The following is a 23,526-nucleotide window of genomic DNA, read 5'->3' as shown; positions in this document are numbered from 1 at the left end:
CATGTTCGGCATCGACATCTCGACCTTCATCCTCATTGTGGCCTTGGTCGTCGATTTCACCATCCGCGTCGTCGCCATCATCGTCGTACCCCGCAACCGTCGCCCGACGTCGGGTATGGCCTGGTTGCTCGCGATCTTCTTCATTCCCTACATCGGTGCCCTCCTCTTCCTGATGATCGGCTACCGCACCCTGCCGAAGAAGCGGCTGGAGATGCAGGAGGAGATCAACCAGTTCATCCTCGAGAGCACCGACGGGATCGAGCAGGTGCGTCGCGACCACCCGTGGCCCGGCTGGCTCGAATCCGTGGTCGAGCTCAACCGCAACCTCGGGGCGATGCCGCTCGTCGGCGGCAACACCGCGCGCCTGCTCGGCGACTACGAGGCGACCTTCGCCGAGATGATCGTCGACATCGACAAGGCCGAGAGATGGGTGCACGTCGAGTTCTACATCCTCTCCCTCGACAAGACCACCGCACCGTTCTTCGACGCGATGGAGCGCGCGGTGCAGCGCGGCGTGACCGTGCGGGTGCTGATGGACCACATCCAGTCGATGCGTAAGCCCGGCTACCGCAAGACCCTCCGCCGGCTCACCGAATCCGGGGTCAAGTGGGAGCTCATGCTCCCGTTGCAGCCGTTCAAGGGCAAGTGGCAACGGCCGGACCTCCGCAACCATCGCAAGCTCGTGACCGTCGACGGCGTCGTCGGCTACATGGGCTCGCAGAACATCATCGACCGCACCTACAACATGAAGTCGAACATCCGGCGCGGGCTCAAGTGGAAAGACCTGATGACCCGGCTCGAGGGCCCGATCGTCGCCGGGCTCAACGCGATCTTCATCACCGACTGGTACGGCGAGACGAACGAGCTCCTCACCCGCGACATCCAGGCGGTGCAGCCCACGACGGCGCCGCACACCCTGGACTGCCAGGTCGTGCCGAGCGGGCCGGGGTTCGAGGGCGAGAACAACCTGCGGCTCTTCCTCGCGCTGCTCTACTACGCGCAGGAACGCATCGTGATCACGAGCCCGTACTTCGTGCCCGACGAGTCGATCATGTACGCGATCACGACCGCGACCCAGCGCGGGCTGCACGTCGAGCTCTTCGTCTCCGAGATCGGCGACCAGGCCCTCGTCTACCACGCCCAGCGGTCGTACTACGAGGAACTGCTCCGGGCCGGTGTGATCATCTACATGTATAAGGCCCCGTACGTGCTGCACGCCAAGCACTTCACGATCGACGACGAGGTCGCGGTGATCGGGTCGAGCAATATGGACATGCGCTCGTTCAGCCTCAACTTCGAGGTGTCCCTGATGGTGCGCGGCCGCAGCTTCGTGCGCGACCTGCGCGCGGTCGAGGACGGCTACCGGGCCGACAGCAAGTTGCTCACCCTCGATGACTGGATGAAGCAGCCGCTGCGCTCCACCATCCTCGACAACCTCGCCCGCCTCACCTCCGCCGTCCAGTAGCCCCCGCCCCCGCTTTCGCGAGCTGAGTTGCTGGGCGCGGCTCAGGCGCGGGGCTTGAGGCGCACCGTCGGGCGCTCGGGGGCGGGGAGTGCGGGCCCCGGGTAGCCGGCGACCGTGCCGAAACGACCGACGGCATCCGCCCCCTCGATGACCTCGGACTGCCACTCGGCCCGCCACCCGGCGATCTCCTCGTGGCTGCGGCCGATGAAGTTCCACCACATCACGAGCTGCTCCTGGAACGGTTCGCCGCCGAGCAACAGCACCCTGGCCGGGTGCCTGGCGTGATTCTCCAGGCGGATGCCGCCGCGCCCTGCCCCGAGGTGGCCCAGCTCGCTGCGCGCGAGCGTGACGCCCTCGAGGAGCACCGGGCCGCGATCGACGAGCACCCCGTGTTCGAACGCGGGGTCGAGGTTCAGGTCGAGCGTCGCGCCGGAGGGGAGGTCGACCTGGGCGCCGAGCACCGGGCTGTAGACCCGGGCCGCCGAGACGACGGGGCCGAGCGTGCCGATGAACACCCGCGCGGTCGCCCCGCCGCCGAGGGGCGTCTGCGGAACCTCGTGGTGTTCGAAGTGCGGTGCCTGGTGCCGGTGCTCCTCGGGCAGTGCGAGCCAGAGCTGAACGCCGTGCAGTACGCGGGTCTCCGGCGTCGACACCTCGGAGTGGCTGATGCCGCGCCCTGCGGTCATCAGGTTGAGCTCGCCGGGGAGCACCGGCGCGTGGCTGCCGGCGCTGTCGCGGTGCTCGATCTCCCCTTCGAAGAGCCAGCTGACGGTCTGCAGACCGGTGTGCGGATGCGGCGGCACGACCATGCCGCGACGGGCGCCGTCCGCGACGTCTCCCGATGCCTCCTCGCGAGCGCCGGTGCCGGTTGTGGTCGCCTGTGCAGTTTCGAGGGCGATCGGGGGTGCGATCTCGTCTGGCCCGTAGTGGTCGATGAAACACCAGGCCCCGATCGTGGACCGACCGCGTTGGGGCAGGGTGCGGCGCACGTTCATGGCGCGGGGGCCGCCGAGCGGCACGTCCCGCGGGAGCAGCAGGAGCACCGGGCCGCCGGCATCCGCCGTGTGGCCGGGGGCGGTTCGCGCACCAGCGGGGCCAGTGCTGGCATCCACCGAACCGGAGGGAGCCGTGGTCGCCACGGGTCCCTCGGCGCCGGCGATCACGAGCTCGGAGGGGTCACGTTCGAGGTTGCTCACGCTCGCAGCCTAGGCGCAACTGCGGCGCCGGCGCACGAAGCACTGGCGCCACACCCCCCGAACGGTCACGATGGACCTGTCGAGTCATCGTCGCGTCCGTAAACGCCTCTCTCCAGGAGCCGCAATATCTGATCAGACCCCAGCCGCGCCCGCCCACGCTTCGCCCGCCCCCGCTCCCGCGACGGCCCCTCCGGCAGCGCCCGGCACGGGGGAGACGCCTGCCGCCGTCGAGGACCTGCTCCCCGGGCTCGGCGCGCTCTACGAGGACCTGCACCGGAACCCCGAGCTCTCCTTCGCCGAGCACCGCACCGCTGCCCTGCTCGCCGGGCGGTTACGCTCCCTCGGCTACGCGGTGACCGAAGGCGTCGGCCGTACCGGCGTTGTCGGTATCCTGCGCAACGGCGCCGGGCCGACCGTGCTGCTGCGCGCCGACATCGACGCCCTGCCCGTCGCTGAGGCCACCGGGCTGCGCTATGCGAGCACGATCACCCAGGTCGGCGTCGACGGCGTGGAGTCGCCGGTCATGCACGCCTGCGGCCACGACATGCACGCCACCTGGCTGATCGGCGCCGCCGCCATCCTCGCCGGGCAGCGCGCCGACTGGTCCGGCACCCTCCAGCTCGTGTTCCAGCCCGCCGAGGAGCTCGGCGCCGGCGCCGCCGCGATGATCGACGATGGCTTCTTCGACCGCTTCGGAACGCCCGACATCACCCTCGGCCAGCACGTCACCCCGTGGCCGGCCGGCGAGCTGCTCTACCGGGCAGGGAGCGTCATGACCGCGGCCGATTCGATCCGCATCGTGCTGCACGGCACGGGGTCACACGGATCCACCCCCGAGCAGTCCGTCGATCCCGTCGTGCTCGCGGCATCCGTCGTCTTGCACCTGCAGACGATCGTGTCGCGCGAGATCGCCGCCGCCGACTTCGGCGTGCTCACGATCGGCACCCTGCACGCCGGCACCAAGCAGAACATCATCCCCGACTCTGCCGAGCTCGGCATCAGCATGCGCACCTACGAACCGCTCGTGCGTGAGCGGATGCTCGCCGCCATCACCCGGATCGTCACCGGCGAGTGCGAGGCGGCCGGTTCGCCGCGCCCGCCGGAGATCGAGGTCACCTTCTCGGTGCAGGCCCTGGTCAACGAGCCGGCCGTGACGGCCGAGTTCGCTGCACTGTTCACCGAACGCTTCGGCGCCGGCCGGGTGGGCGTCGGCCCGCAGGCGGCGCCGAGCGAGGACTTCGGCCTCTGGGGCACCCGCGCAGGCTGCCCGTCCTTCTTCTGGTTCACCGGTGGCGGCGACCCCGCCGCGTTCCGTGCCGCGATCGCCGCCGGCCGCATGCAGGACGTGCACTTCAACCACTCGCCGTTCTACGCTCCGGTACAGGACCCCACGATCCAGACCGGCGTCGAGGCCATAGTGGCCGCGGCCCGCCATGCCCTCGCCCGCTGACCGTCAGGGTCGGTCGGGAGGGTCAGCGGGCGCGGTCCTGCCGGGGCACGACGACGGTCTTGATGATCAGCAGGATCGAGGCCGTGACCGGGATCGCGATGAGCGCCCCGAGCATCCCGAGCAGTGCCCCGCCGGCGATCGCCCCGATCACCACGAGTGAGCCGGGCACGGCGATCGCCTTGTTCATCACCCGCGGGGTGAGCACGTAGGCCTCGATCTGCAGGTACACGAGGTAGTAGAGGCCGATCCAGAGTGCCGTCGCGGGGGAGGCGAGCAGGGCGACCGCGACCACGATCGCCGCGGCGAACACCGAGCCGATCAGCGGCACGAGCGCGAGCGCGAAGACCACGACCGCGAGCACCCCCGCGAACGGCACGCCGATGATCAGCATCGCCACGAGGCCGAGCCCCGAGTTCAGGCACGAGAGCAGCAGCATCCCGTTCACATAGCCGCCGATCGAGCCGGTGATCTGCTCGGAGATGTCGATGAAGCCCGGCCGGCGCGGGCGTGGCACGAGCGCGTACAACGCCTTCTTCATCGGGTCGAGCGACGCGAGGAAGTACAGGCTCAGGATGAGCACGATCATCCCGCCGGTGATCCCGTTGATGAGGCCGACGCCGACCTTGACCAGGCCGGAGCCCACGAACAACCAGCTCGCCGGGTCGGTCGCGAGGGCGATGAGTCCCTCGAAGAGAGCGGGCAGGTCGATGATCCCGAGCTGGTCCGACAACAGGATGAACCAGCCCTGGTGCTCCAGGCCGACCAGGTAGCCGGGCGCCAGTTGGGCGAAGGTCACGACCTGCCGCGCGACCACGGGAACGACGAGCAGCACGAGCAGCACGGCGATGACGGTGAGGGCCACGAACACGAGCCCGATGGCGAGCGGGCGGCGCAGGCCCCTGCCGACGAGCAGCCTCACCACGGGATCGAGGCCGAGCGCGATGAACAGGGCGGCGCCGATCGAGATCAGGATCGTCGAGAGCGACGCAAGCGCGACCCCGAGCACCACGGCAGAGAGCACCCCGAGCGCCCCGACGAATCCGGCGATGAAGGGCGATCGCAGCGTCGTGGCGACCGCGAGCGGCTCGTCCTGCCGAGCGGATGCCGCCACGCGGCCCCAGCGCACCCCCGGCGTCACGCGCGGCCGGGACGCCCGGCCGCGGGCATCCGCCTCATGCGGCCGGTTCTTCGTGAGACCGTTTTTCGCCCGGGCCGTGACCTGCGGATTGTCCACGCCGTCCATGCTGCTGCCTCTCGCCGCCGTCGACCCGGTGCGGCTGCCGCACGGACCCGATGATGAGGGTATTACCCACTCAAGCGACGCCGCAAGGATTGCCGGGCGCAGACATCCGTCACGCCTGCGGCGAACAGAGGCGCGCTTTGGTTGCTTCCCTCGTTACTCTCGATGTATCGGCGCCACACCTGCCCCTGGTGCCAAGGGAGTGATCACATGTTTGAGAGATTTACCGACCGAGCTCGTCGTGTCGTCGTTTTGGCCCAGGAAGAGGCCAAGATGCTCAACCACAACTACATCGGCACCGAGCACATCCTGCTCGGGCTGATCCACGAGGGTGAAGGCGTCGCCGCCAAGGCCCTCGAGAGCCTGGGCATTTCGCTCGACGCCGTGCGCGAGCAGGTCCAGGACATCATCGGCCAGGGCCAGCAGCAGCCGACCGGGCACATCCCGTTCACGCCGCGCGCCAAGAAGGTGCTCGAGCTGAGCCTCCGAGAGGCCCTGCAGCTCGGCCACAACTACATCGGCACCGAGCACATCCTGCTCGGCCTCATCCGCGAGGGTGAAGGCGTCGCCGCCCAGGTGCTCGTCAAGCTCGGCGCTGACCTCAACCGGGTGCGCCAGCAGGTCATCCAGCTCCTGTCCGGCTACCAGGGCAAGGAGCAGGTCCAGGTCGGTGCCAACGAGACGGCGAGCGGACCGGCGGGCAGCCAGATTCTCGACCAGTTCGGCCGTAACCTCACCCAGGCCGCGCGCGAGAACAAGCTCGACCCCGTGATCGGTCGTGAGAAAGAGATCGAACGGGTCATGCAGATCCTGTCCCGGCGATCGAAGAACAACCCGGTCCTGATCGGTGAGCCCGGCGTCGGCAAGACCGCTGTCGTCGAGGGCCTCGCCCAGGCCATCGTCAAGGGTGATGTGCCCGAGACGCTCAAGGACAAGCAGCTCTACTCGCTCGACCTCGGCTCGCTCATCGCCGGAAGCCGCTACCGCGGTGACTTCGAGGAGCGCCTGAAGAAGGTCACCAAGGAGATCCGCACCCGCGGCGACATCATCATCTTCATCGACGAGATCCACACCCTCGTCGGTGCCGGTGCCGCTGAGGGCGCCATCGACGCGGCGTCGATCCTCAAGCCGCTCCTCGCCCGCGGTGAGCTGCAGACGATCGGTGCGACGACGATCGACGAGTACCGCAAGCACTTCGAGAAGGATGCCGCGCTCGAGCGCCGCTTCCAGCCGATCCAGGTCGCGGAACCGTCCCTTCCCCACACCATCAACATCCTCAAGGGACTGCGCGACCGGTACGAGGCGCACCACAAGGTGTCCATCACCGACGGCGCCCTCGTGGCCGCGGCGAACCTCGCCGACCGCTACGTGTCCGACCGGTTCCTCCCGGACAAGGCCATCGACCTGATCGACGAGGCCGGCGCGCGCCTCCGCCTCTCGATCCTGTCGAGCCCGCCCGAGCTGCGCGAATTCGACGAGAAGATCGCCGTCGTCCGCGCCGCGAAGGAGACCGCGATCGAGGACCAGGACTTCGAGAAGGCCGCCGGCCTGCGCGACGAGGAGAAGAACCTCCTCGGCGAGCGACTGCGCCTCGAGAAGAAGTGGAAGTCCGGCGACGTCAAGACGACCGCCGTCGTCGACGAGGGCCTGATCGCCGAGGTACTCGCCCAGGCGACCGGCATCCCGGTGTTCAAGCTCACCGAGGAGGAGTCCTCGCGGCTCGTCTTCATGGAGAAGGCCCTGCACCAGCGTGTCATCGGCCAGGAAGAGGCCATCTCGGCGCTCGCCAAGACAATTCGACGCACCCGTGCCGGACTCAAGGACCCGAAGCGCCCGAGCGGTTCGTTCATCTTCGCCGGCCCCACCGGCGTCGGCAAGACCGAGCTCGCCAAGGCGCTCGCCGAGTTCCTCTTCGACGACGAGGCCGCCATGATCTCGCTCGACATGAGCGAGTACGGCGAGAAGCACACCGTGTCGCGCCTGTTCGGTGCGCCTCCCGGGTTCGTCGGCTTCGAAGAGGGCGGCCAGCTCACCGAGAAGGTGCGCCGCAAGCCGTTCTCCGTTGTGCTGTTCGACGAGATCGAGAAGGCCCACCCGGACATCTTCAACTCCCTCCTCCAGATTCTGGAAGAGGGCCGGTTGACGGATGGCCAGGGTCGCGTGATCGACTTCAAGAACACCGTGATCATCATGACCACAAACCTCGGCACCAAGGACATCAGCAGCTCGCCCGTCGGCTTCCAGCTCTCGGGCGACACGACGACCGGCTACGAGCGGATGAGCGGCAAGGTGAAGGAGGAGCTCAAGAAGCACTTCAAGCCCGAGTTCCTCAACCGCGTCGACGAGGTCATCGTCTTCCCGCAGCTGACCAAGCCGGAACTGCTCCAGATCGTGGACCTGTTCATCAAGCGCCTCAGCGACCGCCTGCTCGACCGCGACATGACCGTCGAACTGACGATCCCCGCGAAGGAGCACCTGATCGAGGTCGGCTTCGACCCCGCTCTCGGCGCCCGGCCGCTGCGCCGTGCGATCCAGCGCGAGGTGGAGGACCGTCTCTCCGAGAAGATCCTGCAGGGCGAGCTCAACGCGGGTGACCACGTGCACGTCGACTTCCTCGCCGGCGAGTACGTGTTCACCACGACGGCGCGTGCCACGCCCGTGTCCATCGGCGTGAACGCCTCGGCCGCGCTCGGCACCGGGTCGGGCACGCCCGACCTCGCGGTCGCAACGGACTAAGCACCCGACGCACGACAACCTGGAGGGGCCAGGCGGAGACATCCGCCTGGCCCCTCCTGCGTGCCCGTGCTCAATAGACTGGGTGTGACGCACACGAGCACGGGCGAAAGGGCTGGCATGCAGGAGCAGGAGTATTCGGTACGCCGGGCGCGCACGAGCGACGTCCCGCGCATCCAGACCCTGGTGGCGCCGCTCGTCCAGGAGCGCATCCTGCTCGGCAAGGAAAGCGTCGTCTTCTACGAGGCCGTCCAGGAGTTCCGCGTGGTCGAAGACACCGCAGGCGAACTCATCGGCGTCGGTGCCCTGCATGTGATGTGGGAGGACCTCGGCGAGGTGCGCACCCTCGCTGTGACTGCCGACTGGCTCGGCCGCGGCGTCGGCCACGCCCTGCTCGCCCGCCTCGAAGCGGATGCCCGCGAGCTCGGCCTCTCCCGACTGTTCTGCCTCACGTTCGAGGTGCCCTTCTTCACCCGGCACGGATTCACCGACATGGGCTCGGAGACCGTCGACCCGCTCGTCTACGCCGAACTCGTCCGCTCCCACGATGAGGGCGTCGCCGAATTCCTCGACCTGGCCAGGGTGAAGCCCAACACGCTCGGCAACACCAGAATGGTGAAGCGGCTCGGCTGAGGCCGGGAATCCGCGCCGACACGCAGCGCCTTCCCGCGACTGCCGGGCAAAGCTCGTTAGCCTTGGGGCATGTCGACGATCAAACATCCGGTCGGCCCCCAGTCAAGCAAGGTCTACTGGCGCCGCCGCCTCATCGTGGGTCTTGGCCTGCTCTTCGTGATAGTCATCATCGTGCTGATCGTGGTGCGCCCGGGATCCGGCGGTGGCCAGCCGGCCCCGACCCCCACGCCGAGCACGTCCGCCGGCGCTGACGCCGCCGCTCCCGCCGCCGCTGCTGCGGACGCCGCCCCCGCCGCCTGCGACCCGGCCGCCGTCACCGTCGAAGCGCTGACCGACGCCGTCACGTACCAGCCCGGCCAGAAGCCCGAACTCTCCCTCAGCATCACGAACACGGGCACCGTCCCCTGCGTGATCAACGCCGGCACCTCGAAGCAGGTCTTCACGATCTCGAGCGGCCAGGACATCTACTGGACCTCGACGGACTGCCAGAGTGCGGCCGCCGACGCCGACGTCACCCTGCAACCGGGCGTTCCGGTGAGCTCGACGACACCGATCGCCTGGGACCGGGTCCGCTCCAACGCCGCCACCTGCGACGAGTCCACCCGCACCGCCGCGCCGGCCGGGGGAGCCTCCTATCATCTCGCCGTCTCCGTCGACGGCATCGCATCGGCGACACCCAAGCAGTTCATCCTCGACTGAACGATTGCCCGTACCGCACGTCAGCCCAGAGCGGAATAGTCCGCTCCGGTGCCAAGCCGGTGCGGACGGAATGATTGAATGGGTGGCGTGACTGACCCGACTGACCCGACTGACATGACGCCGCCGACCCCGCCGACCCGCTCCGTGGCCCTTGCTACCGCCCTCGCCGCCCAGGACGTAGCAGCCGTCGCATACGCCCTCCGCAACGACGTCGTGATCGTGCCGCAGCTCGTCGTCAACGGGCAGGGCGAGCAGGTTCGCGTCTTCGGCCGCGAAGGCACCGACAAGCGGATGCTGCTGCTCTTCTCCTCCGCCGAGAATTACGTCCGCATGGTGCCCGATGAAGTGGACCCCCAGGTCATGGTCGGCGACGCCCAGTGGCTGCGCGACTTCCTCACCGTGCATCGGAACGTGCTTGAGATGGTCTTCTTCGACATCGCCGGCCCGCACGTGATGCAGGCGGCCCCTGACGACCTGATGGCGGCGCTCGGCACCCTCCCGGAAACCGATTCCAGCGACGACGCCTGAGTCGGCACCCCCATCGGTGGCATCCTGCGGCGTCCATTCGCCGGTGTCCGGGCTGGGCGCTAGGCTGAGCCTCGACAGTGTTCCTCCCTCTCTCGGAGAGGGTTCCCGGTGGGGAGATTGAAGGCCGGGAACACACGCCTGTCGGGGAGCAGGCCACGATGAACGCACCGCCGAATGAATCGATCGAGGCGAGACTCGCGCGCGTCGAGCGCCTCTTCTGGATCGACCGCGACGAGGCCAACCAGGCCGCCAGGGACTGGCTGATCGAGCTGCGCGTCGTCGACATCGATGGCGCGAACGGTGAGTTCGTCGACTACAGCAGCGTCGAGACCGGCCTCGGCAGGGGAGCCGTCGCGCGGCGCCTCCGCGTGCTCCTGGCCAACATCAGCCGCACCCGCGGAGATCCGAGCCGCAGCGCGGCCGAGGTGCAACAGATCCTTGCCTGGGCCGAGCGGCACGGCGAAGTCGCTCTGCAGTCCCGCTGTCACGACGTGCTCGGCTCGGTGTTCGAGATGGTCGGTGACCCCGCCCTCGCCCTCGAGCACGCCGTTCTCGTCAACGATCTGATCGACGAGAGCGAGGTGCCGCTGATGCGGGCCGCAGCCCGACTCTGCCTGGCCGACGCCCTTGGCTCGGCCGGATCCTTCGACGAGTCGCGGCGTCGCTACAACGAGGCCCTGCGGCTCGTCATCGACGACACCGACACCAACATCCGCTACATGATCCTGAACAACCTCGCGTACACCGAGTATCTCGCCCACAACCACGTGGCCGCGCTCGAGACCGTCGAGCAGCTGCTCGCACTGTCCACGGCGAACTCCCGCCCGATCGGCATGTACGCGCGCGACACGATCGCCAGGGTCTACCTGACCGCGGGGCGGCTCGACGAAGCCGAGCGGATGCTGCTTCCGGCCATCGAAACCGCGAACGACGACCCCAACCCCGATGCGGTCTCGGCAGCACTGGTCACCCTCGCCGAGGTTTACCGGATCCAGGGACGGCTCGACGCGGCGCAGCGGGTGATCGACCAGTGCGCCACCCTCGCCGCCGGTCACGGCCTCGTCCGCTGGCTCACCGAAGTCGCCCGCGAACAGGCCGAGGCCTACGCCGCGAACCTCGACTACCGCCGGGCCTTCGAGGCCTACCGGAGCTATCACGCCCAGTCGGTCGCGCTCGGCGCGAGCGAGAACGAATCCCGCGGGCGGATCCTCGAGGCCATGTTCCAGACCGCGGAATCGCGGCGCGAGAGCGAACGCTACCGGGAACTCGCCGAGCGCGACCCGCTCACGAGCCTGCACAATCGCCGCTTCGTGGACGAACACCTGAGCGTCGCGGCGATCCGGTCCGGCGAGGGCGGGCCGTGCTTCGCCATCGCGATGATCGACATCGACCACTTCAAGCGCATCAACGACGCCCTGTCCCACGCGGTCGGCGACGAGGTGTTGCGCATGCTCGGCGAGATCCTGAAGCGCGCAGCCAACCGGGTCGCCGGCGGGATCGCCGCCCGCCTCGGCGGAGAGGAATTCCTGCTGATCCTGCCCGGCGCTGACGCGGCAGAGGCCCGGGAACGCTTCGAGGAGGCCCGCAGCGACATCTCCGACTACGACTGGACCCCGATCACCGCCGGGCTGCCCGTCACCGCGAGCATCGGGGTTGCTCTCGCCCCCGAGGACGGCGTCCAGGCTTCCGACCTCCTCCGAGCCGCGGACGTGCGGCTGTACGTCGCCAAACGCGACGGCCGCAACCGGGTCGTGCACACCGCAACCGTTCAGGCCTCGGTGTCGCGCTAGCCCGCCCGGCGCCCGTGCCTACCGGAACGCCGCGTCGAGCTCCGCGTCCCGTGCCGAGACAGGCTCCCGCAGCGCGAGGATGATCGCAGAGTCGAGCCGCCCGGCACCGGAGTCGATCCGGGTCACGAACCCGAGCCGAGCCGCCTCACTCGCACGCTGTTTGGCCGACGACACCGGCCGCACCTCGCCGGCGAGGCTGATCTCGCCGAACGCCACGACGTCATGCCCGATCGGCTTGTTCCGCGACGCGGAGGCGATCGCGAGCGCGATGGCGAGATCGGCGCCGGGTTCGGTCAGACGGATGCCGCCTACGGTCGACACGTAGACATCCGACGCCCCGAGGCCCTTCACCTCAGCCCTCTGCTCGAGCACGGCGATGATCATGGCGACACGCGATGAGTCCACGCCGTTGGTCACCCGGCGCGGGTTAGGGGCCGAGCTCGGCATGACGAGTGCCTGCACCTCGACCGGCATCGCCCTCCGTCCCTCGAGGGCGACCGTGACGCAGGTGCCGGGCACCAGGACGCCGCCGCGGGTGAGGAACAGGCCGCTCGGATCGGGAACCTCGGAGATGCCCTCGCCGGTCATCTCGAAGCAGCCGACCTCGTCGGTCGGCCCGAAACGGTTCTTGAGCGCTCGCACGAAGCGCAACGCGGTCTGCCGATCGCCCTCGAACTGGCAGACGACGTCCACGAGGTGCTCGAGCAGGCGGGGGCCGGCGATCGACCCGTCCTTGGTGACGTGCCCGACCAGGAGGATCGGCAGGTTGCGGTCCTTGGCGACCCGGATGAGAGTGGATGCGACCTCGCGCACCTGGCTCGGCTGGCCGGGAAGCCCGTCGGAGAGACCGCTCGCGACGGTCTGCACGGAGTCGATGATGACGAGGCTCGGCTGCACCGCGTCGATCTGGCCGAGGATGGTCGCGAGGTCGGTTTCGGCGGCGATGAACAGCTCGCGCTGCAAGGCCCCGGTGCGCTCGGCGCGCAGGCGCACCTGGCTCACCGATTCCTCGGCGCTCACGTAGAGCACCCGGGACTTGGCTGCCGCTGCCTTCGAGGCGACCTCGAGCAGCAGCGTTGACTTACCCACGCCGGGCTCGCCGCTCAGCAGGATGACCGAACCGGGAACGATGCCGCCGCCGAGCACCCGGTCGAACTCGCCGATGCCGGTCGGCCAGTGCGAGACCGCGGTGGTGTCCACGTGCGTGATCGGACGCGCAATGCCGGACCCGATCACGGCGACAGGCTTGACGGCGCGGGTGAGGCTCGCCTTCTCCGTCATGTCGACCACGGTGCCCCACTGCTGGCACTCGCCGCAGCGCCCGGCCCACTTCAGGGTGGTCCAGCCACACTCGGTGCAGCGGAAGGAGGAAACGGGTCTGGCCATGCTTGCGAGCCTAGCTTCGGCCACCGACACCCGGGCAATCGGCCGCGTGCCCACGCCGGTTGAAGCTCGAGCGCACGCCCTGGCCGAAGTCCGCGCGCCCACCCGGCCGGTCGGGCGCGCCTACCCCTCGCGCAGGTCGGCGAACTCCTCGGCGTCCTCGGGAACGAGCAGAGCGATGTCCTCGCTCAACGCCGGGAGGAATGCTTCGGCCCAGACCCGGTAGCCGCGGTCGTTCGGGTGGAACAGGTCGTTGGCCACGTGGGTGGCGACGCTGCGCAGCCCCGGCCGCTTCGTCGTCGCGTGCAGGGGCACAACGGTGAGCCCGTACTCGGTGGCGACCGTCCGCAGTATCCGGTTCCCGACGGCCACGATCCGTTCGTTGTGCGGCAGGTGGAAGCACGGCAGGTCGGCCACGAGGGCGTGTGGTGGTAACGCAGCGAAGATCGCGCGGATCCCTGATTCGAACACCGCAGCATCCCACACCGCCACGTTGTTCGCACCGATCGCGACCGTGACGATGTCGGGGGAGAGTTCCGAGAGGAGCGGCAGCTGGTCGCGAACGGCAAGCTCGACGGTCGCTCCCGAGACGCTCAGGTTGGCGACGCGCACCGTGCGACCGGTGGCCAGGCGGATGTGATCGGCGAGCAACCCGACGTAGCTGCGCCGCGGTTCGCTTGCCCCGATCCCCTGCGCGGCGCTGTCGCCGATGGCCACGTAGAGCAGCTCGCCCGGCTCCCGGCCATGCTCCCGCCACCACTGGGCGTGCGCGGGGAGGGTCTCGTTGAGTACCCGGGCGTTGCCTTGGCGCCATTCCCGGAATCCGCGCGCCCGAACGACGGCGGCAGCGGTCATTCCGGTAGCTGTGGTGACGGCGCCGAGGGCGACCAGGAGCGCGCGAAGGTTCGGTTTGACGTTAGACACGGGGGGAGCGTACCGCCGGTTTCTGGGTGCCGGCTTTCTGCTTCCTGTGTTCGCGTGTCGCGGTTTCCAGTGAAGCGGATGCCGCCCGCGAGCCCCGAATATCGGCTTGATTCGCGCAGACCCCTGTTTCTCACGTACAATCTCCCTCGGTACCGTGTCCGAGCGGCCGAAGGTGCAACTCTCGAAAAGTTGTGTGGGGGAGACTCCACCGTGGGTTCAAATCCCACCGGTACCGCCACGAATCACCCCCTGCATCCCTTGTAAAAAATGGGATGTGGGGGTTTTCTTTTTGTCGAGAACCCCTTTTGGCAACATTTTGGCAACAACCGTCAGAGGCGCGACGTGGTTCCAGTGGACCAAGGAGATCACAACGGCGCTGACTCGGGGGAGTATCTATGAGTCGTCGTCGGCAACTTCTCGGAGTCTCCATGATGGCCGAGCCAACCTGATTTGCCCGATGCCCGTGTCGGGATCGATTTCGCGGGCTCCATCGGGCTCAAAACCGAATTTCGTGTAGAACCGGTGGGCTCGTGCGTTGTCTTCGAATACCCATAGGAAGGCGGATGACTCGCCGACGGCCGTTTCTAGCAACAATTGGCTCAAACCCGTTCCGCGACTAGCGGAGTCGACATAGAGGCTCGCCAGTTCCAATGGCTCGGAGTCGCCAGCGCTGCTCACAACACCCCGCAATACTGGTCCGTCGTGTGCGACCCAGACTGCGCGAAGCGCAAGCGCAATACGCTGCTTCCAGCGAATGGCGCGGGCAGCAGGATCAACCCGTTGAAGATACTCAGCTGGAACCAAATCGACGTACGCCTCCCGCCAACAATCAGTCTGGAAAACCGCAATGGCTGAAACATCATCGAGGCCGGCCCGGCGGATCACAGGTCCCTGAACGAATTCAGTCGCTGATGGGAGGGCCAGTTCTGTCATCTATCCATTATCGAGTACCCCAGAAGTCGCTGATCAGGCGGTCAGTCGATGCTGAGGGCGCGGTCGTCGTCGCGGGCGTTAGCCACGAGGTCGAGGTCGTCGTCGAAGAGGTCGGCGTAGGTGTCGAGGGTCATCGCTGCTGAGGCGTGGCCGAGCATCCTCTGGATGGCTTTGACGTTGGCGCCGGCCGAGATGGTAAGGCTCGCTGCTGTGTGCCGCAGGTCGTGCAGCGTGAGGCTCGGGAATGCCGCGTCGGCTGCCTGTGACTTGCCCACCGCGGATGCGCACCAATGGCTCTCCGGCGACGGATGGCCTCGCAGCCCAAACTGCGCCCGTGAAGGTTTCGGTTGCGGGTTCCAGCGTGATGCATCGGCCCGGCGCGCCGTTCAGTCGCATGGTGCCCGGGGATCTATGTCACTGGACGTTTCGATGGGACACGACAAGGAGATCTGGGTTCGCGGGGCAGCGATGCAGGAAGCGCGACGAACGGTAGTGTGAAACGCATGGCACGCACGAGGACGTGGGCGGATATTCGCGCGACATTAGCGGCGGACGCGCGCCGGAATCGGACAGCCTTTGTGATGACTGCCTGGGGCGGCCTGCTGTCGATACCCATGTTGATCGGCCTTGCCGTCATGCTGATCGGTGGTCTTCATCAGTGGTTAGGCAACACGCTGGCAGTGTTGGTCGTGCTCTATATTCCGCCGGGGCTTTACTTCAGTCTAAGAGACAGGCCAAACCGCGGTATCAAGAAGCGCCCGTATCGCCCTGTGTCGGTTGCTGACCATGAAGGGGCGAATGGTGTACTCCGAACCATCTCGTGGCGCTGGGCCGTAGTCGCAGGAACTGCGGGAGCGATGGCGGCATGGGTCGCTCTGACTTCCTCACTCATCGTCGCCGTACCGAACACCTATCTGTGGTGGATGGGCATTGGTCTTCTGGGCGCTCCAGTTGCGGCGGTCTTCCTCATTGCCGTCGTGCAACACCCGATGATGGACAGAGCCCTGCTCAGGTTGCAGGCGGGTTTGGAGTTCGAGCATCCGAACGCCACATTCGCAATATTCAAGTCTGCTCAGGTTTGCTCCGAAATTGCCTGCGCCGATCCGACCTCCGCCCCGACCGCGTGGAACGACAACACATCCCGCGCAGTTGTCACTTTCGACGGGGACGGGATCAGGGTGTGGGATCAGTCCTGGGGAAATCGTATGAACGCGGCGACCATTCCGTGGTCACGTGTCGAGAGCCTCAAGCCGGCCATTGCCCGGGTGAGATGGCGTTACATTCGTGGTGTCGAGCTCCGTCTGATTTCTCAGCCGGGTGAGCCGGACGTCGGCGTCGTGCTCCCTCCCGCGAGATCCCAGCGGTGTTTCCGCCCGCTGGATGAGGTGGAATACGGTGCGCTGTGCGCGCAACTCGAAGAACATGTGAAGTACAGCAAGGCTCAAGAAGACTCCACCGTCGTGCCGGGTGAGCTTGGTCACTGAGCAGACCGTGGAGCGGATCGTCTCGGACCCGAATGGCCAGCTCACGTGTCGGTTCAGTCGAATTTGATCGCTTTCGGTTGGACTGGGTTTGGGGAGCTGGCGCGCTGGCCGAGAGGCTTCCACCTGCGCATTAGGGGTCCGGCTTACGGGCAGGGAGGGCGCGTTCTCACCAACCTGCCTTTTCCTGCACGATGGTTGCCGTCGCCACGGACGACCCCGCTGAGTTGTCCACGGTGAGGTGATTTACGGACGCAGCTCGAAGGATGGCTGGTCGAGATCCTGCGGTCAGCACCCGCTAGGGTGAACATTGCCACGGAGGAGAATGCCGAGCACTTCAGTCGATAGTCAGTCGATGCTGAGTACGCGTGCGTCGTCGAGGGCGTCGGCCACGAGGTCGAGGTCGTCATCGAAGAGGTCGGCGTAGGTGTCTAGGGTCATCGCTGCCGAGGCGTGGCCAAGCATCCGCTGGATGGCTTTGACGTTGGCGCCGGCCGAGATGGCCAGGCTCGCTGCTGTGTGGCGCAGGTCGTGCAGCGTGAGGTTTGGGAATGCCGCGTCGGCTGCCTGCGCCTTGCGTACCGCCGATACGAACCAGCCGCGCCGGGTGTCCGGGCTTCGCATGTGGTCGCGTCCGTTGCCGAACAGGAGTTCATCGCGGCCGCGTGCGGTCCCTGCCGAGGCTTGCATCAGCTCGGCGAACAGCGGGTTAAGAAAGCCGGGGTACGGGACGGCGCGGGCCTGATGGGTCTTGGGGGTGCCCACGTGAATCGTGCCGCCGACGTTCACAGCGTTTTCGTGCACGCGGATGCGCCGACGCACTGTGTCTACGTCGCGGATGCGTAGAGCGGTGGCTTCGCCCCAGCGCAGACCGGTGTAGGCCAGCAGGAGGATAAGCGTTGACTGCTGACGCGAGTTCTGGGCAAGCAGAGCGACTTGGCGATGCGACAGGCACGCGTGCTGGCCCTTCGTCTTTCGGGGGAGTGTGACACCTCGCGCCGGATTCGAGGGGATGCGTCGATCTTTGACGGCGACGTCGAGGATCGCGGCCAGAACCCCGTAGATCCTCAGGACCGTCGTAGCGCTCCGGCCAACGACGAGTCGAGAGATCCAGATCTGCACGTCGCTGTGGCGAATCTCACCGACCTGGCGCAGGCCCCAGGTCGGCAGGACGTAGCGGCGCCAGGCGATCTCAACTGGGTGCAGCGACGACGGCTTGAGGTGGGTCCGTGAGGCGAGCCAGTCCGCACCCAGCGTGGCGATGGTGGCTTTCGATGCAGTGGCGTCGATGTACTCGCCAGTGGCCTTCTTGATCTCGACCGCCGACAGGTAAAGCTCAGCATCCTTCTTCGTTCGGAAGCCGCGCTTCTGCGTCTGGCGGTGGTCGGGCCGCCGGTAAAGGACTCGGTAACGCTTGCCGCTCGCAGTGAAGTACGACTCGATACTGCCCATCGTCAGACACCTGCCCTGACGACTCCGTGCATCCCGATGGCGGCGGAATCGCAACTGTCCTGGAAACGTGTCATTGAAGTCCTTTCGCGATTCGACTGCGGAGTTCTTCGGATCCCATGGTGCTCTGGCACGTGGACCTCGGCCAGGGAGAGCCACGGTGAGGTCCAAGTGGTGCATTGAGCGGGATCAGCGACCGATCGATGCCGAGAATACCCAGCTGCACCGACACAGTGCCCCATAGGAGGCTCGAGGCCCTGGAGACCGAATAGCCGAGCCGTGGGACTGTGTATGCACGGGTGCAGCCGTGTGCACCCTGACGGAGACCGACGCCGTTACGCCGGCACGCAAATCGATCGTCGTCGCGACGTCTTGAATTTGCTCACGCTCGCTATCTGGCGCGTGGACGTGCTCTTCAAAGGCGACGACGTGCACGACTTGGGAGAGGGCATCGGCAGGGACCTCCGGGTTCAAAAGATGACGTCGGCACTGGACCGGACAGGCCTGCCGGAGGCGCTGCTTATTCGTTTGCCTATTCGTTTGGCTATTCGTTGAGAGCGAATACCCAAACGAATGGGTAAGGGCCCTCCTTCCCTGTCCCACAGCCACCCCCTCGCTGCGCTCGCTTCCCAACCCCCCACACTCAACGGCATTGTGTGGGGGGTTGGGAAGTAAAGGGGAGGCTGTGGGACAGGGAAGGAGATAGAGATGGAAAAGGGAAGGATGAAAGAAAAGAAAAAGGAGAAAAGAGAAAAGCAAAGAGGCCGAGTTGGGCGAACGGAAATGGGCAGCTGGGGTATTCAGACCGGACGGATTGCGACGCTTACGGAGCAGACGCGTCGTGGCAAGGTATTTTGGGTGCCGATCGTGAAGTCTCGTGCCTGGAGAAAATGGATGCAATCTGTGGACTACGGGAGGCATCGCAGGAGCGCGAATTTCGCCGCCGGAATGGTTTAATTCGGAAGTTTCCCACGCGCTCTGGAACATGGCGAAGGCTGGTCTCGACCTCCGCTTGACGGCGTCACCTAGGTCTGCCAGCCTGAACACACACCCTGGCTCGATGCCGGCTTCCATTGCATTCACGCGTGGTTTGGTGGCCGCAGCGGTGGGGGACCCGGATGAGCGAAAATTCTGAATCTGCACCTCGTATCCGCCAGTCGCTTTCCCTGTGCGTTGACGCATGGCCCCGCAGGTTATGAGCACTGCGAAGCTTCCGCCGGCACGCGCACGGCGATGGGGTGGCTCCCTGACCATCGTGCTCGTTGCACTTCTTTTCTCGGGTCCAGGCATCCTTGGCGCAGTAAACAGCGCAAGGTCGAGGGGGCTGCCGCCGGTTCTCTACGAGACCGCTGCCGGCCTCGTTCTGAGCGTCGTCTTCGCCTGGGGTTTTCTCTGGGTGTGTTACCGCCCGGGTCGCCGCCTCGTCCGGACCATGACGGAGGCGAATCCTGACCTCACCGTCGTGCCCTTCTACTCGTCTGACGACTTCATCACGAGCATCAAGGAACTCACGGGTATCGCTCTTGCATCAAGCGCGCTGCCCTCAGGCGCGTTCCTTGTTCTTGTCGATGCAGGCAAGAAATTCGAACTGTGGAGGTGGCACGGACACGGGCCGGAGCGTGTCGCTCGGCTCGCCTGGTCGGACGTCACGTCTGTCGATGTGGGCCAAATTGCGCACTTGGTGATCACCGATCGAGCCGTCATATTGACCCTGAAGGTCGGTGACAGCACATTGCCAATCCCGATCTCACCGCAGGCGCGCCGCCCCATGCGGCTCAGACCTCTCAACGACGAAGGCTTCATGACGGTCCTGGCTCACTGCCAAGAGCGGATGCGCGCCGCGTGAATCCCGGCGAAGTCGATGCCTTTCGCCAACCGCGAAAGCAGAATCGGATGACGGCCGATCGTGAGCAGCCACCTCGACTGGGCAATTTGTCCTTTGTTGACACCTGGACCTGCGCGTGTGTACAGTAGACGTACACGAAAGGTGCTGATATGCAACCGTCTGATTCCCAATCGCTGCATCCCATGTCCTTAGAGCGCGAAAGCAAGGACGCCCGTATTAACGTTCGGTTGGCGCCTTCGCAAGCCGCTCTGATTCGGCGTGCTGCTGAGGCGCAAGACAAGAGCTTGACCGATTTTGTTATCTCCAGCGCAGCGGAGGCTGCGGAACTAGTTCTAGCTGACCGAAGATGGTTTCGTTTGGACGAGGCTTCGTGGGAGACATTCGAAGCGCTCCTAGAGCGTCCGGCCATTTTCAAGCCTCGCTTGGCCGAACTCTTGGCAATGGAAGATCGATTCGTTGACTGAGGCTCCTGAATTCACTCGACCACGAAAGATCGTGACCAGCGACGAGGTCGACGGCTTCTCATGCGGTCAAGCGGATCTTGATGGCTGGCTTCACAAGTTTGCAGTACCGAATCAACTATCCGGCATGGCACGGGTCTTTGTGAGCATGAATTCGCAGACGGTTGCGGGCTATTACGCCTTATCGACCGGAGGAGTAGAACATGAGGATGCTCCCGGACGGATCAAGAAGGGAATTCCCCGGCACCCTATCCCGGTCGTCATCCTGACTCGACTTGCAACTGATCTTCGGTTCCAGGGATTTGGATTGGGCAGGATGCTGGTCAGAGATGCACTGATCAGGATCGACCGCGCGTCCGAAGAAGTCGGCGTTCGCTCTCTGCTTATCCACGCTAAGGACTTGGCCGCACGTGATTTCTACATGAAAATCGCCGAATTCGAACCGTCGCCAACAGACGAACTTCATCTCCACCTTCTGATGAAGGATCTAAGGAAGGCTCTCGTTTCCTAGGGCGCTGTGGCAGAAACCAGAGCTTGTCTGGTCAGCCAGAGCTCGAGAGAGGCGTTGTCGCCTCCTTGCGCTGCGGCCTGCAGCGCCAAGCTGCATATGTGAATGGCGGGATCAACCTTGACTGCGGAATTGTGCTCGCCCTCCTGAATGGACCAGAGCCAGGCCTCATCCCCGAGAGTCAAACCGATTTCGACGGCTGCATCACAGGCGCGAAGAGTATGCAACCAATCCCCGAGAAACAGGTGCGCCGTGGCCACGTTTGCTTCAAGAACGAGTGTTGCCGCTCCCAGCCGACGAGCCTCCGCCAAGACTGACAGTGCCTCAGCAGGATGGTCCGGGATAAGACAAAAAGCATGATTATTGGCGAGAACAGCATCGCTTGGGTCGAGCGTGCGAGCCGACGAAAAGATGGTGGCGGCAATCTCACGATTGCCGCTCTCAATCGCTTCGAGAGCTCGGGCAGTCAGAACAGCTATGGCGTCTGAGTCCCGCGAATTGCGGCCATGAACGAAGCGTCTGGCCAATTCGGCTCGAACCTTTTCGGGAGAAACCTGACGTTCGAGAAGAAGTTCGCTTGGTAGGTGAGCAGGCTTCCACCCCTCGATAACGTAGCGATACTCATATTCCAAGGAGACCTCAGCCCAATCGCTGAGAAACGTGTTGGTGAATCGATCTGTGAACCAGGAGTACTCCTCCATGGCAGGTTCTAGCGACTCGGCCATGTCAGACAGCAAGCCCCATTCGAGGGCATTGGGACTGATCCAATCGACTAAGTCGGGGATGCTCGCTTGTCGAGACCAGAGTCTGATCCGTGTTTGAAAGGCAGGTGACAACGCGAACTCGTCTCCCTCCGCGGCAGCACCTGCGACAGACGTTCTCAGGTCCAGCCACTCCCGATAGACCGGGTCTACTGTTTCGCCGGACTGAACCATAAGAGCCAGTGAAACATCGATGGTGAGCTGCAATTGTCGACCGAATCCATCGCGTACCAGGCGCGCGGGATCCAGCCCTCGCTGCGCAAGATAGGCCAATGCGGAGGTGCCATGCACACTGCGCTTCAGTTGAATCTGACCGTCGTGGAATGGCCGCGACCTAGCAACCTTGCCCACGACCGTCATCAGTGAGGTCGTGCTCCATTGTGCACAGGGGTCAGGGTGCGTGCCCTGATCGATCATGAATATGCGCGCGGCGTCGAAATCCTGATTAGCCCCAGCGGAGCCGGACGCAGGACGAATCATGTTGGCGACTATGGCCCGGCATTCTGTCTTGCACGCCCGGCGGCCTTGGCGTTCAACTGCGAACGGGCAGTCGGAATGAAGGGTCGGCGGGCACGCATCGGCGTAGCGGGATACTGCGACAACCAGGAGGTCATGAGACGACATAGGGCCGAGACTACCGTCGGATGGAGATAGGAGGTGGTCAACTCTCCCGACCAAAATAGAAAATTCCCCGGCTGGGTCCTTCTTTCCGCCTATCGGCATGACTGACGACGAGAGTGCAGACACCAAGCTATTTGCGGTGCGTCAGGAGCGGCGAGGATGCTCAGGTCGAAGTTGCTCCCGGAAGACCTTTTACGCAATCAGGAAACGAGCTCTTGAGGAGGGCCAGGCCGCGGTCGCTCGCCGCTCTGCGTCGTGCAGGCGCCCGCGTTGGAGGCATCAGGTTTAGATTATGGGCCGGTCAGCGTCCACTAGAAGATGCGGACGCTGGGGCTGGCCCTGGTCCCGTCGACGGCATCGCTGGCCTGGATCTTTCGCGATGCCGGAATCGCCCGCGTCGAGCCTCGGAACAACCCAGGGCTCATTCCGGCGGTTCGTATATCCCGCACCGAACGCGTGCTGGCAGCTGGACGCGACCGAATACGCCCTTACCGGTGGCCGGAAATGCGTGATCTTCCAACTCATCGATGACCACTCCCGCTTCGCGGTCGCCTCCCACGTCGCGTGGGGAGAAACCTCCGAGGGCACCCTGACCGTGGTGAAGAAAGGCATCACGGCCCACGGGGTCCCGCAGCGACTCCTCAGCGATAACGGGGCCGCACTGAACCACTCCCGGCGCGGCGTCATCGGACAGCTCGTCACCTACGTCACTTCGCTGGGCGTCGAGGCGATCACGAGCAAACCCTACAAACCCGCCACGAAGGGCAAGAATGAACGCTTCCACCAGACCCTGTTCCGCTGGCTCGACAAGCAACCCATCGCGGAGACCCTCGAGGAGCTCCAAGCCCAGGTCGACCGGTTCGACGAGATCTACAACACCGAGCGCCCGCATCAGGGCCTGCCCGGCAGGATCACACCCCGGCAAGCCTGGGAAGCCACACCGAAGACCGACCCGCCCCGGCCGAGGAACCAACAACGACCGGTCGGCTGGGACGGAATCCGCCGCACCACGGTCGCCCGGAACGGCATCGTCCAAGTCCGCCAAACCCGATTCCACATCAGCCGTGCCCTCGCCGGCCAGACCGACTATCTCGTCGAGACCACCGACCACCTTCTCATCTTCGACGACGAAGGCACCTAGATCATGAAATACCGCTGGCCCAAGCCCGGAACTGACTACGTCAGCTCCGGCAGACCCGCGGACGGCGACCGAAAACCATCTAACTGTCACCGATGTCCTGATACACGAAGTGTTACCGATGTCCTGATACAGAACTGTCACCCATGTCCCGATACATCATAGGAACCTGCTCCCCGTGTTATGTCTCAGGACATCGGTGACAGTTCTGCATCAATAGATCGGTGACCATTCGGGCGTGTTTGGTGGTGACACTTCTCCCGCGTACACATTTGAGGGATGACTCG

21 protein-coding genes, 1 tRNA gene and 1 pseudogene are annotated in these 23,526 nt (G+C 65.5%); 15 read left to right on the top strand and 8 right to left on the bottom strand.

What is annotated here, in order from left to right; genetic code table 11:
* Position 1: 1 nt before the first annotated feature.
* The gene (gene cls, locus E3O46_RS12020) at positions 2-1,465 is read left to right on the top strand and encodes a cardiolipin synthase (RefSeq protein WP_134446300.1); all 1,464 of its coding nucleotides are present in this window, start codon (positions 2-4) and stop codon (positions 1,463-1,465) included.
* A gap of 41 nt (positions 1,466-1,506) precedes the next feature.
* On the opposite strand, the gene E3O46_RS12015 is transcribed toward cls, so the two are convergent.
* On the bottom strand, positions 1,507-2,661 hold the full coding sequence (locus tag E3O46_RS12015; protein WP_338145026.1) for a pirin family protein: 1,155 nt from the start codon (positions 2,659-2,661) through the stop codon (positions 1,507-1,509).
* A gap of 70 nt (positions 2,662-2,731) precedes the next feature.
* On the opposite strand from E3O46_RS12015, the gene E3O46_RS12010 reads away from it, so the two are divergent.
* On the top strand, positions 2,732-4,111 hold the full coding sequence (locus tag E3O46_RS12010; RefSeq protein ID WP_134561767.1) for an amidohydrolase: 1,380 nt from the start codon (positions 2,732-2,734) through the stop codon (positions 4,109-4,111).
* Between the two features lie 22 nt (positions 4,112-4,133).
* Here the strand turns inward: E3O46_RS12010 and E3O46_RS12005 are convergent, their stop codons facing one another.
* Positions 4,134-5,345 (bottom strand): AI-2E family transporter, encoded by a 1,212-nt coding sequence (locus E3O46_RS12005; RefSeq protein ID WP_166791069.1) that lies wholly within the window; start codon positions 5,343-5,345, stop codon positions 4,134-4,136.
* Between the two features lie 216 nt (positions 5,346-5,561).
* On the opposite strand from E3O46_RS12005, the gene E3O46_RS12000 reads away from it, so the two are divergent.
* The 5 genes from E3O46_RS12000 to E3O46_RS11980 all read left to right on the top strand — a co-directional run bounded on the left by E3O46_RS12000 (position 5,562) and on the right by E3O46_RS11980 (position 11,734).
* On the top strand, positions 5,562-8,087 hold the full coding sequence (locus E3O46_RS12000; RefSeq protein ID WP_134446303.1) for an ATP-dependent Clp protease ATP-binding subunit: 2,526 nt from the start codon (positions 5,562-5,564) through the stop codon (positions 8,085-8,087).
* A 117-nt stretch (positions 8,088-8,204) separates the two neighbouring features.
* A complete protein-coding gene (locus tag E3O46_RS11995) occupies positions 8,205-8,717 on the top strand; it encodes an amino-acid N-acetyltransferase (protein WP_134446389.1) in 513 nt (170 codons plus the stop codon).
* 69 nt (positions 8,718-8,786) lie between these two features.
* Positions 8,787-9,416 carry a hypothetical protein gene (locus E3O46_RS11990; protein ID WP_134561765.1) on the top strand — a complete coding sequence of 210 codons (630 nt, stop codon included), beginning with the start codon at positions 8,787-8,789 and terminating at the stop codon, positions 9,414-9,416.
* 87 nt (positions 9,417-9,503) lie between these two features.
* Positions 9,504-9,944, top strand: a complete 441-nt coding sequence (locus tag E3O46_RS11985) for a dehydrogenase (protein ID WP_241987405.1) — start codon at positions 9,504-9,506, stop codon at positions 9,942-9,944.
* 158 nt (positions 9,945-10,102) lie between these two features.
* Positions 10,103-11,734 carry a GGDEF domain-containing protein gene (locus tag E3O46_RS11980; RefSeq protein ID WP_134561764.1) on the top strand — a complete coding sequence of 544 codons (1,632 nt, stop codon included), beginning with the start codon at positions 10,103-10,105 and terminating at the stop codon, positions 11,732-11,734.
* Between the two features lie 18 nt (positions 11,735-11,752).
* On the opposite strand, the gene radA is transcribed toward E3O46_RS11980, so the two are convergent.
* Complete coding sequence (gene radA, locus E3O46_RS11975) at positions 11,753-13,120, bottom strand: DNA repair protein RadA (RefSeq protein ID WP_134446306.1); 1,368 nt, start codon at positions 13,118-13,120, stop codon at positions 11,753-11,755.
* 120 nt (positions 13,121-13,240) lie between these two features.
* Positions 13,241-14,041, bottom strand: a complete 801-nt coding sequence (locus tag E3O46_RS11970; RefSeq protein WP_241984969.1) for an SGNH/GDSL hydrolase family protein — start codon at positions 14,039-14,041, stop codon at positions 13,241-13,243.
* A gap of 148 nt (positions 14,042-14,189) precedes the next feature.
* Here E3O46_RS11970 and E3O46_RS11965 point away from each other — a divergent pair.
* Positions 14,190-14,279, top strand: a tRNA-Ser gene (locus E3O46_RS11965).
* Positions 14,280-14,434: 155 nt separating this feature from the next.
* Here the strand turns inward: E3O46_RS11965 and E3O46_RS11960 are convergent.
* On the bottom strand, positions 14,435-14,974 hold the full coding sequence (locus E3O46_RS11960) for a GNAT family N-acetyltransferase (protein WP_134561763.1): 540 nt from the start codon (positions 14,972-14,974) through the stop codon (positions 14,435-14,437).
* 41 nt (positions 14,975-15,015) lie between these two features.
* Positions 15,016-15,219: pseudogene (locus E3O46_RS11955) on the bottom strand (tyrosine-type recombinase/integrase); the annotation flags it as partial.
* Between the two features lie 258 nt (positions 15,220-15,477).
* Between E3O46_RS11955 and E3O46_RS11950 the strand changes: the two are divergent.
* Positions 15,478-16,458, top strand: coding sequence for a hypothetical protein (locus E3O46_RS11950; RefSeq protein WP_134561762.1), 981 nt, complete (start codon positions 15,478-15,480; stop codon positions 16,456-16,458).
* A gap of 345 nt (positions 16,459-16,803) precedes the next feature.
* Here E3O46_RS11950 and E3O46_RS11945 read toward each other — a convergent pair whose 3' ends face one another.
* Positions 16,804-17,907: a site-specific integrase gene (locus E3O46_RS11945; RefSeq protein WP_134561761.1), complete on the bottom strand. Its 1,104-nt coding sequence runs from the start codon at positions 17,905-17,907 to the stop codon at positions 16,804-16,806.
* A gap of 306 nt (positions 17,908-18,213) precedes the next feature.
* Between E3O46_RS11945 and E3O46_RS11940 the strand changes: the two genes are divergently transcribed.
* From E3O46_RS11940 to E3O46_RS11920, 5 genes are all read left to right on the top strand, one after another.
* Positions 18,214-18,459: a hypothetical protein gene (locus E3O46_RS11940; RefSeq protein ID WP_134561760.1), complete on the top strand. Its 246-nt coding sequence runs from the start codon at positions 18,214-18,216 to the stop codon at positions 18,457-18,459.
* Positions 18,460-18,612: 153 nt separating this feature from the next.
* The gene (locus E3O46_RS11935) at positions 18,613-18,861 is read left to right on the top strand and encodes a hypothetical protein (protein WP_134561759.1); all 249 of its coding nucleotides are present in this window, start codon (positions 18,613-18,615) and stop codon (positions 18,859-18,861) included.
* A 238-nt stretch (positions 18,862-19,099) separates the two neighbouring features.
* The gene (locus E3O46_RS11930) at positions 19,100-19,750 is read left to right on the top strand and encodes a hypothetical protein (protein WP_134561758.1); all 651 of its coding nucleotides are present in this window, start codon (positions 19,100-19,102) and stop codon (positions 19,748-19,750) included.
* A gap of 149 nt (positions 19,751-19,899) precedes the next feature.
* A complete protein-coding gene (locus E3O46_RS11925) occupies positions 19,900-20,214 on the top strand; it encodes a type II toxin-antitoxin system TacA family antitoxin (RefSeq protein ID WP_338145025.1) in 315 nt (104 codons plus the stop codon).
* 31 nt (positions 20,215-20,245) lie between these two features.
* The gene (locus tag E3O46_RS11920; RefSeq protein ID WP_198413717.1) at positions 20,246-20,722 is read left to right on the top strand and encodes a GNAT family protein; all 477 of its coding nucleotides are present in this window, start codon (positions 20,246-20,248) and stop codon (positions 20,720-20,722) included.
* Here the strand turns inward: E3O46_RS11920 and E3O46_RS11915 are convergent.
* Positions 20,719-21,960 carry a hypothetical protein gene (locus E3O46_RS11915; protein WP_134561756.1) on the bottom strand — a complete coding sequence of 414 codons (1,242 nt, stop codon included), beginning with the start codon at positions 21,958-21,960 and terminating at the stop codon, positions 20,719-20,721. The two genes, E3O46_RS11920 and E3O46_RS11915, sit on opposite strands and share 4 nt — an antisense overlap.
* 520 nt (positions 21,961-22,480) lie before the next feature.
* Here E3O46_RS11915 and E3O46_RS11910 point away from each other — a divergent pair.
* Complete coding sequence (locus E3O46_RS11910) at positions 22,481-23,242, top strand: integrase core domain-containing protein (RefSeq protein ID WP_420897736.1); 762 nt, start codon at positions 22,481-22,483, stop codon at positions 23,240-23,242.
* Positions 23,243-23,526 lie beyond the last annotated feature (284 nt).

It is taken from the genome of Cryobacterium glucosi (assembly GCF_004402235.1).
GTDB lineage: Bacteria > Actinomycetota > Actinomycetes > Actinomycetales > Microbacteriaceae > Cryobacterium > Cryobacterium glucosi.
Note: the sequence above shows the minus strand (reverse complement) of the source record. Positions and strands in the feature narration are given on the sequence as shown.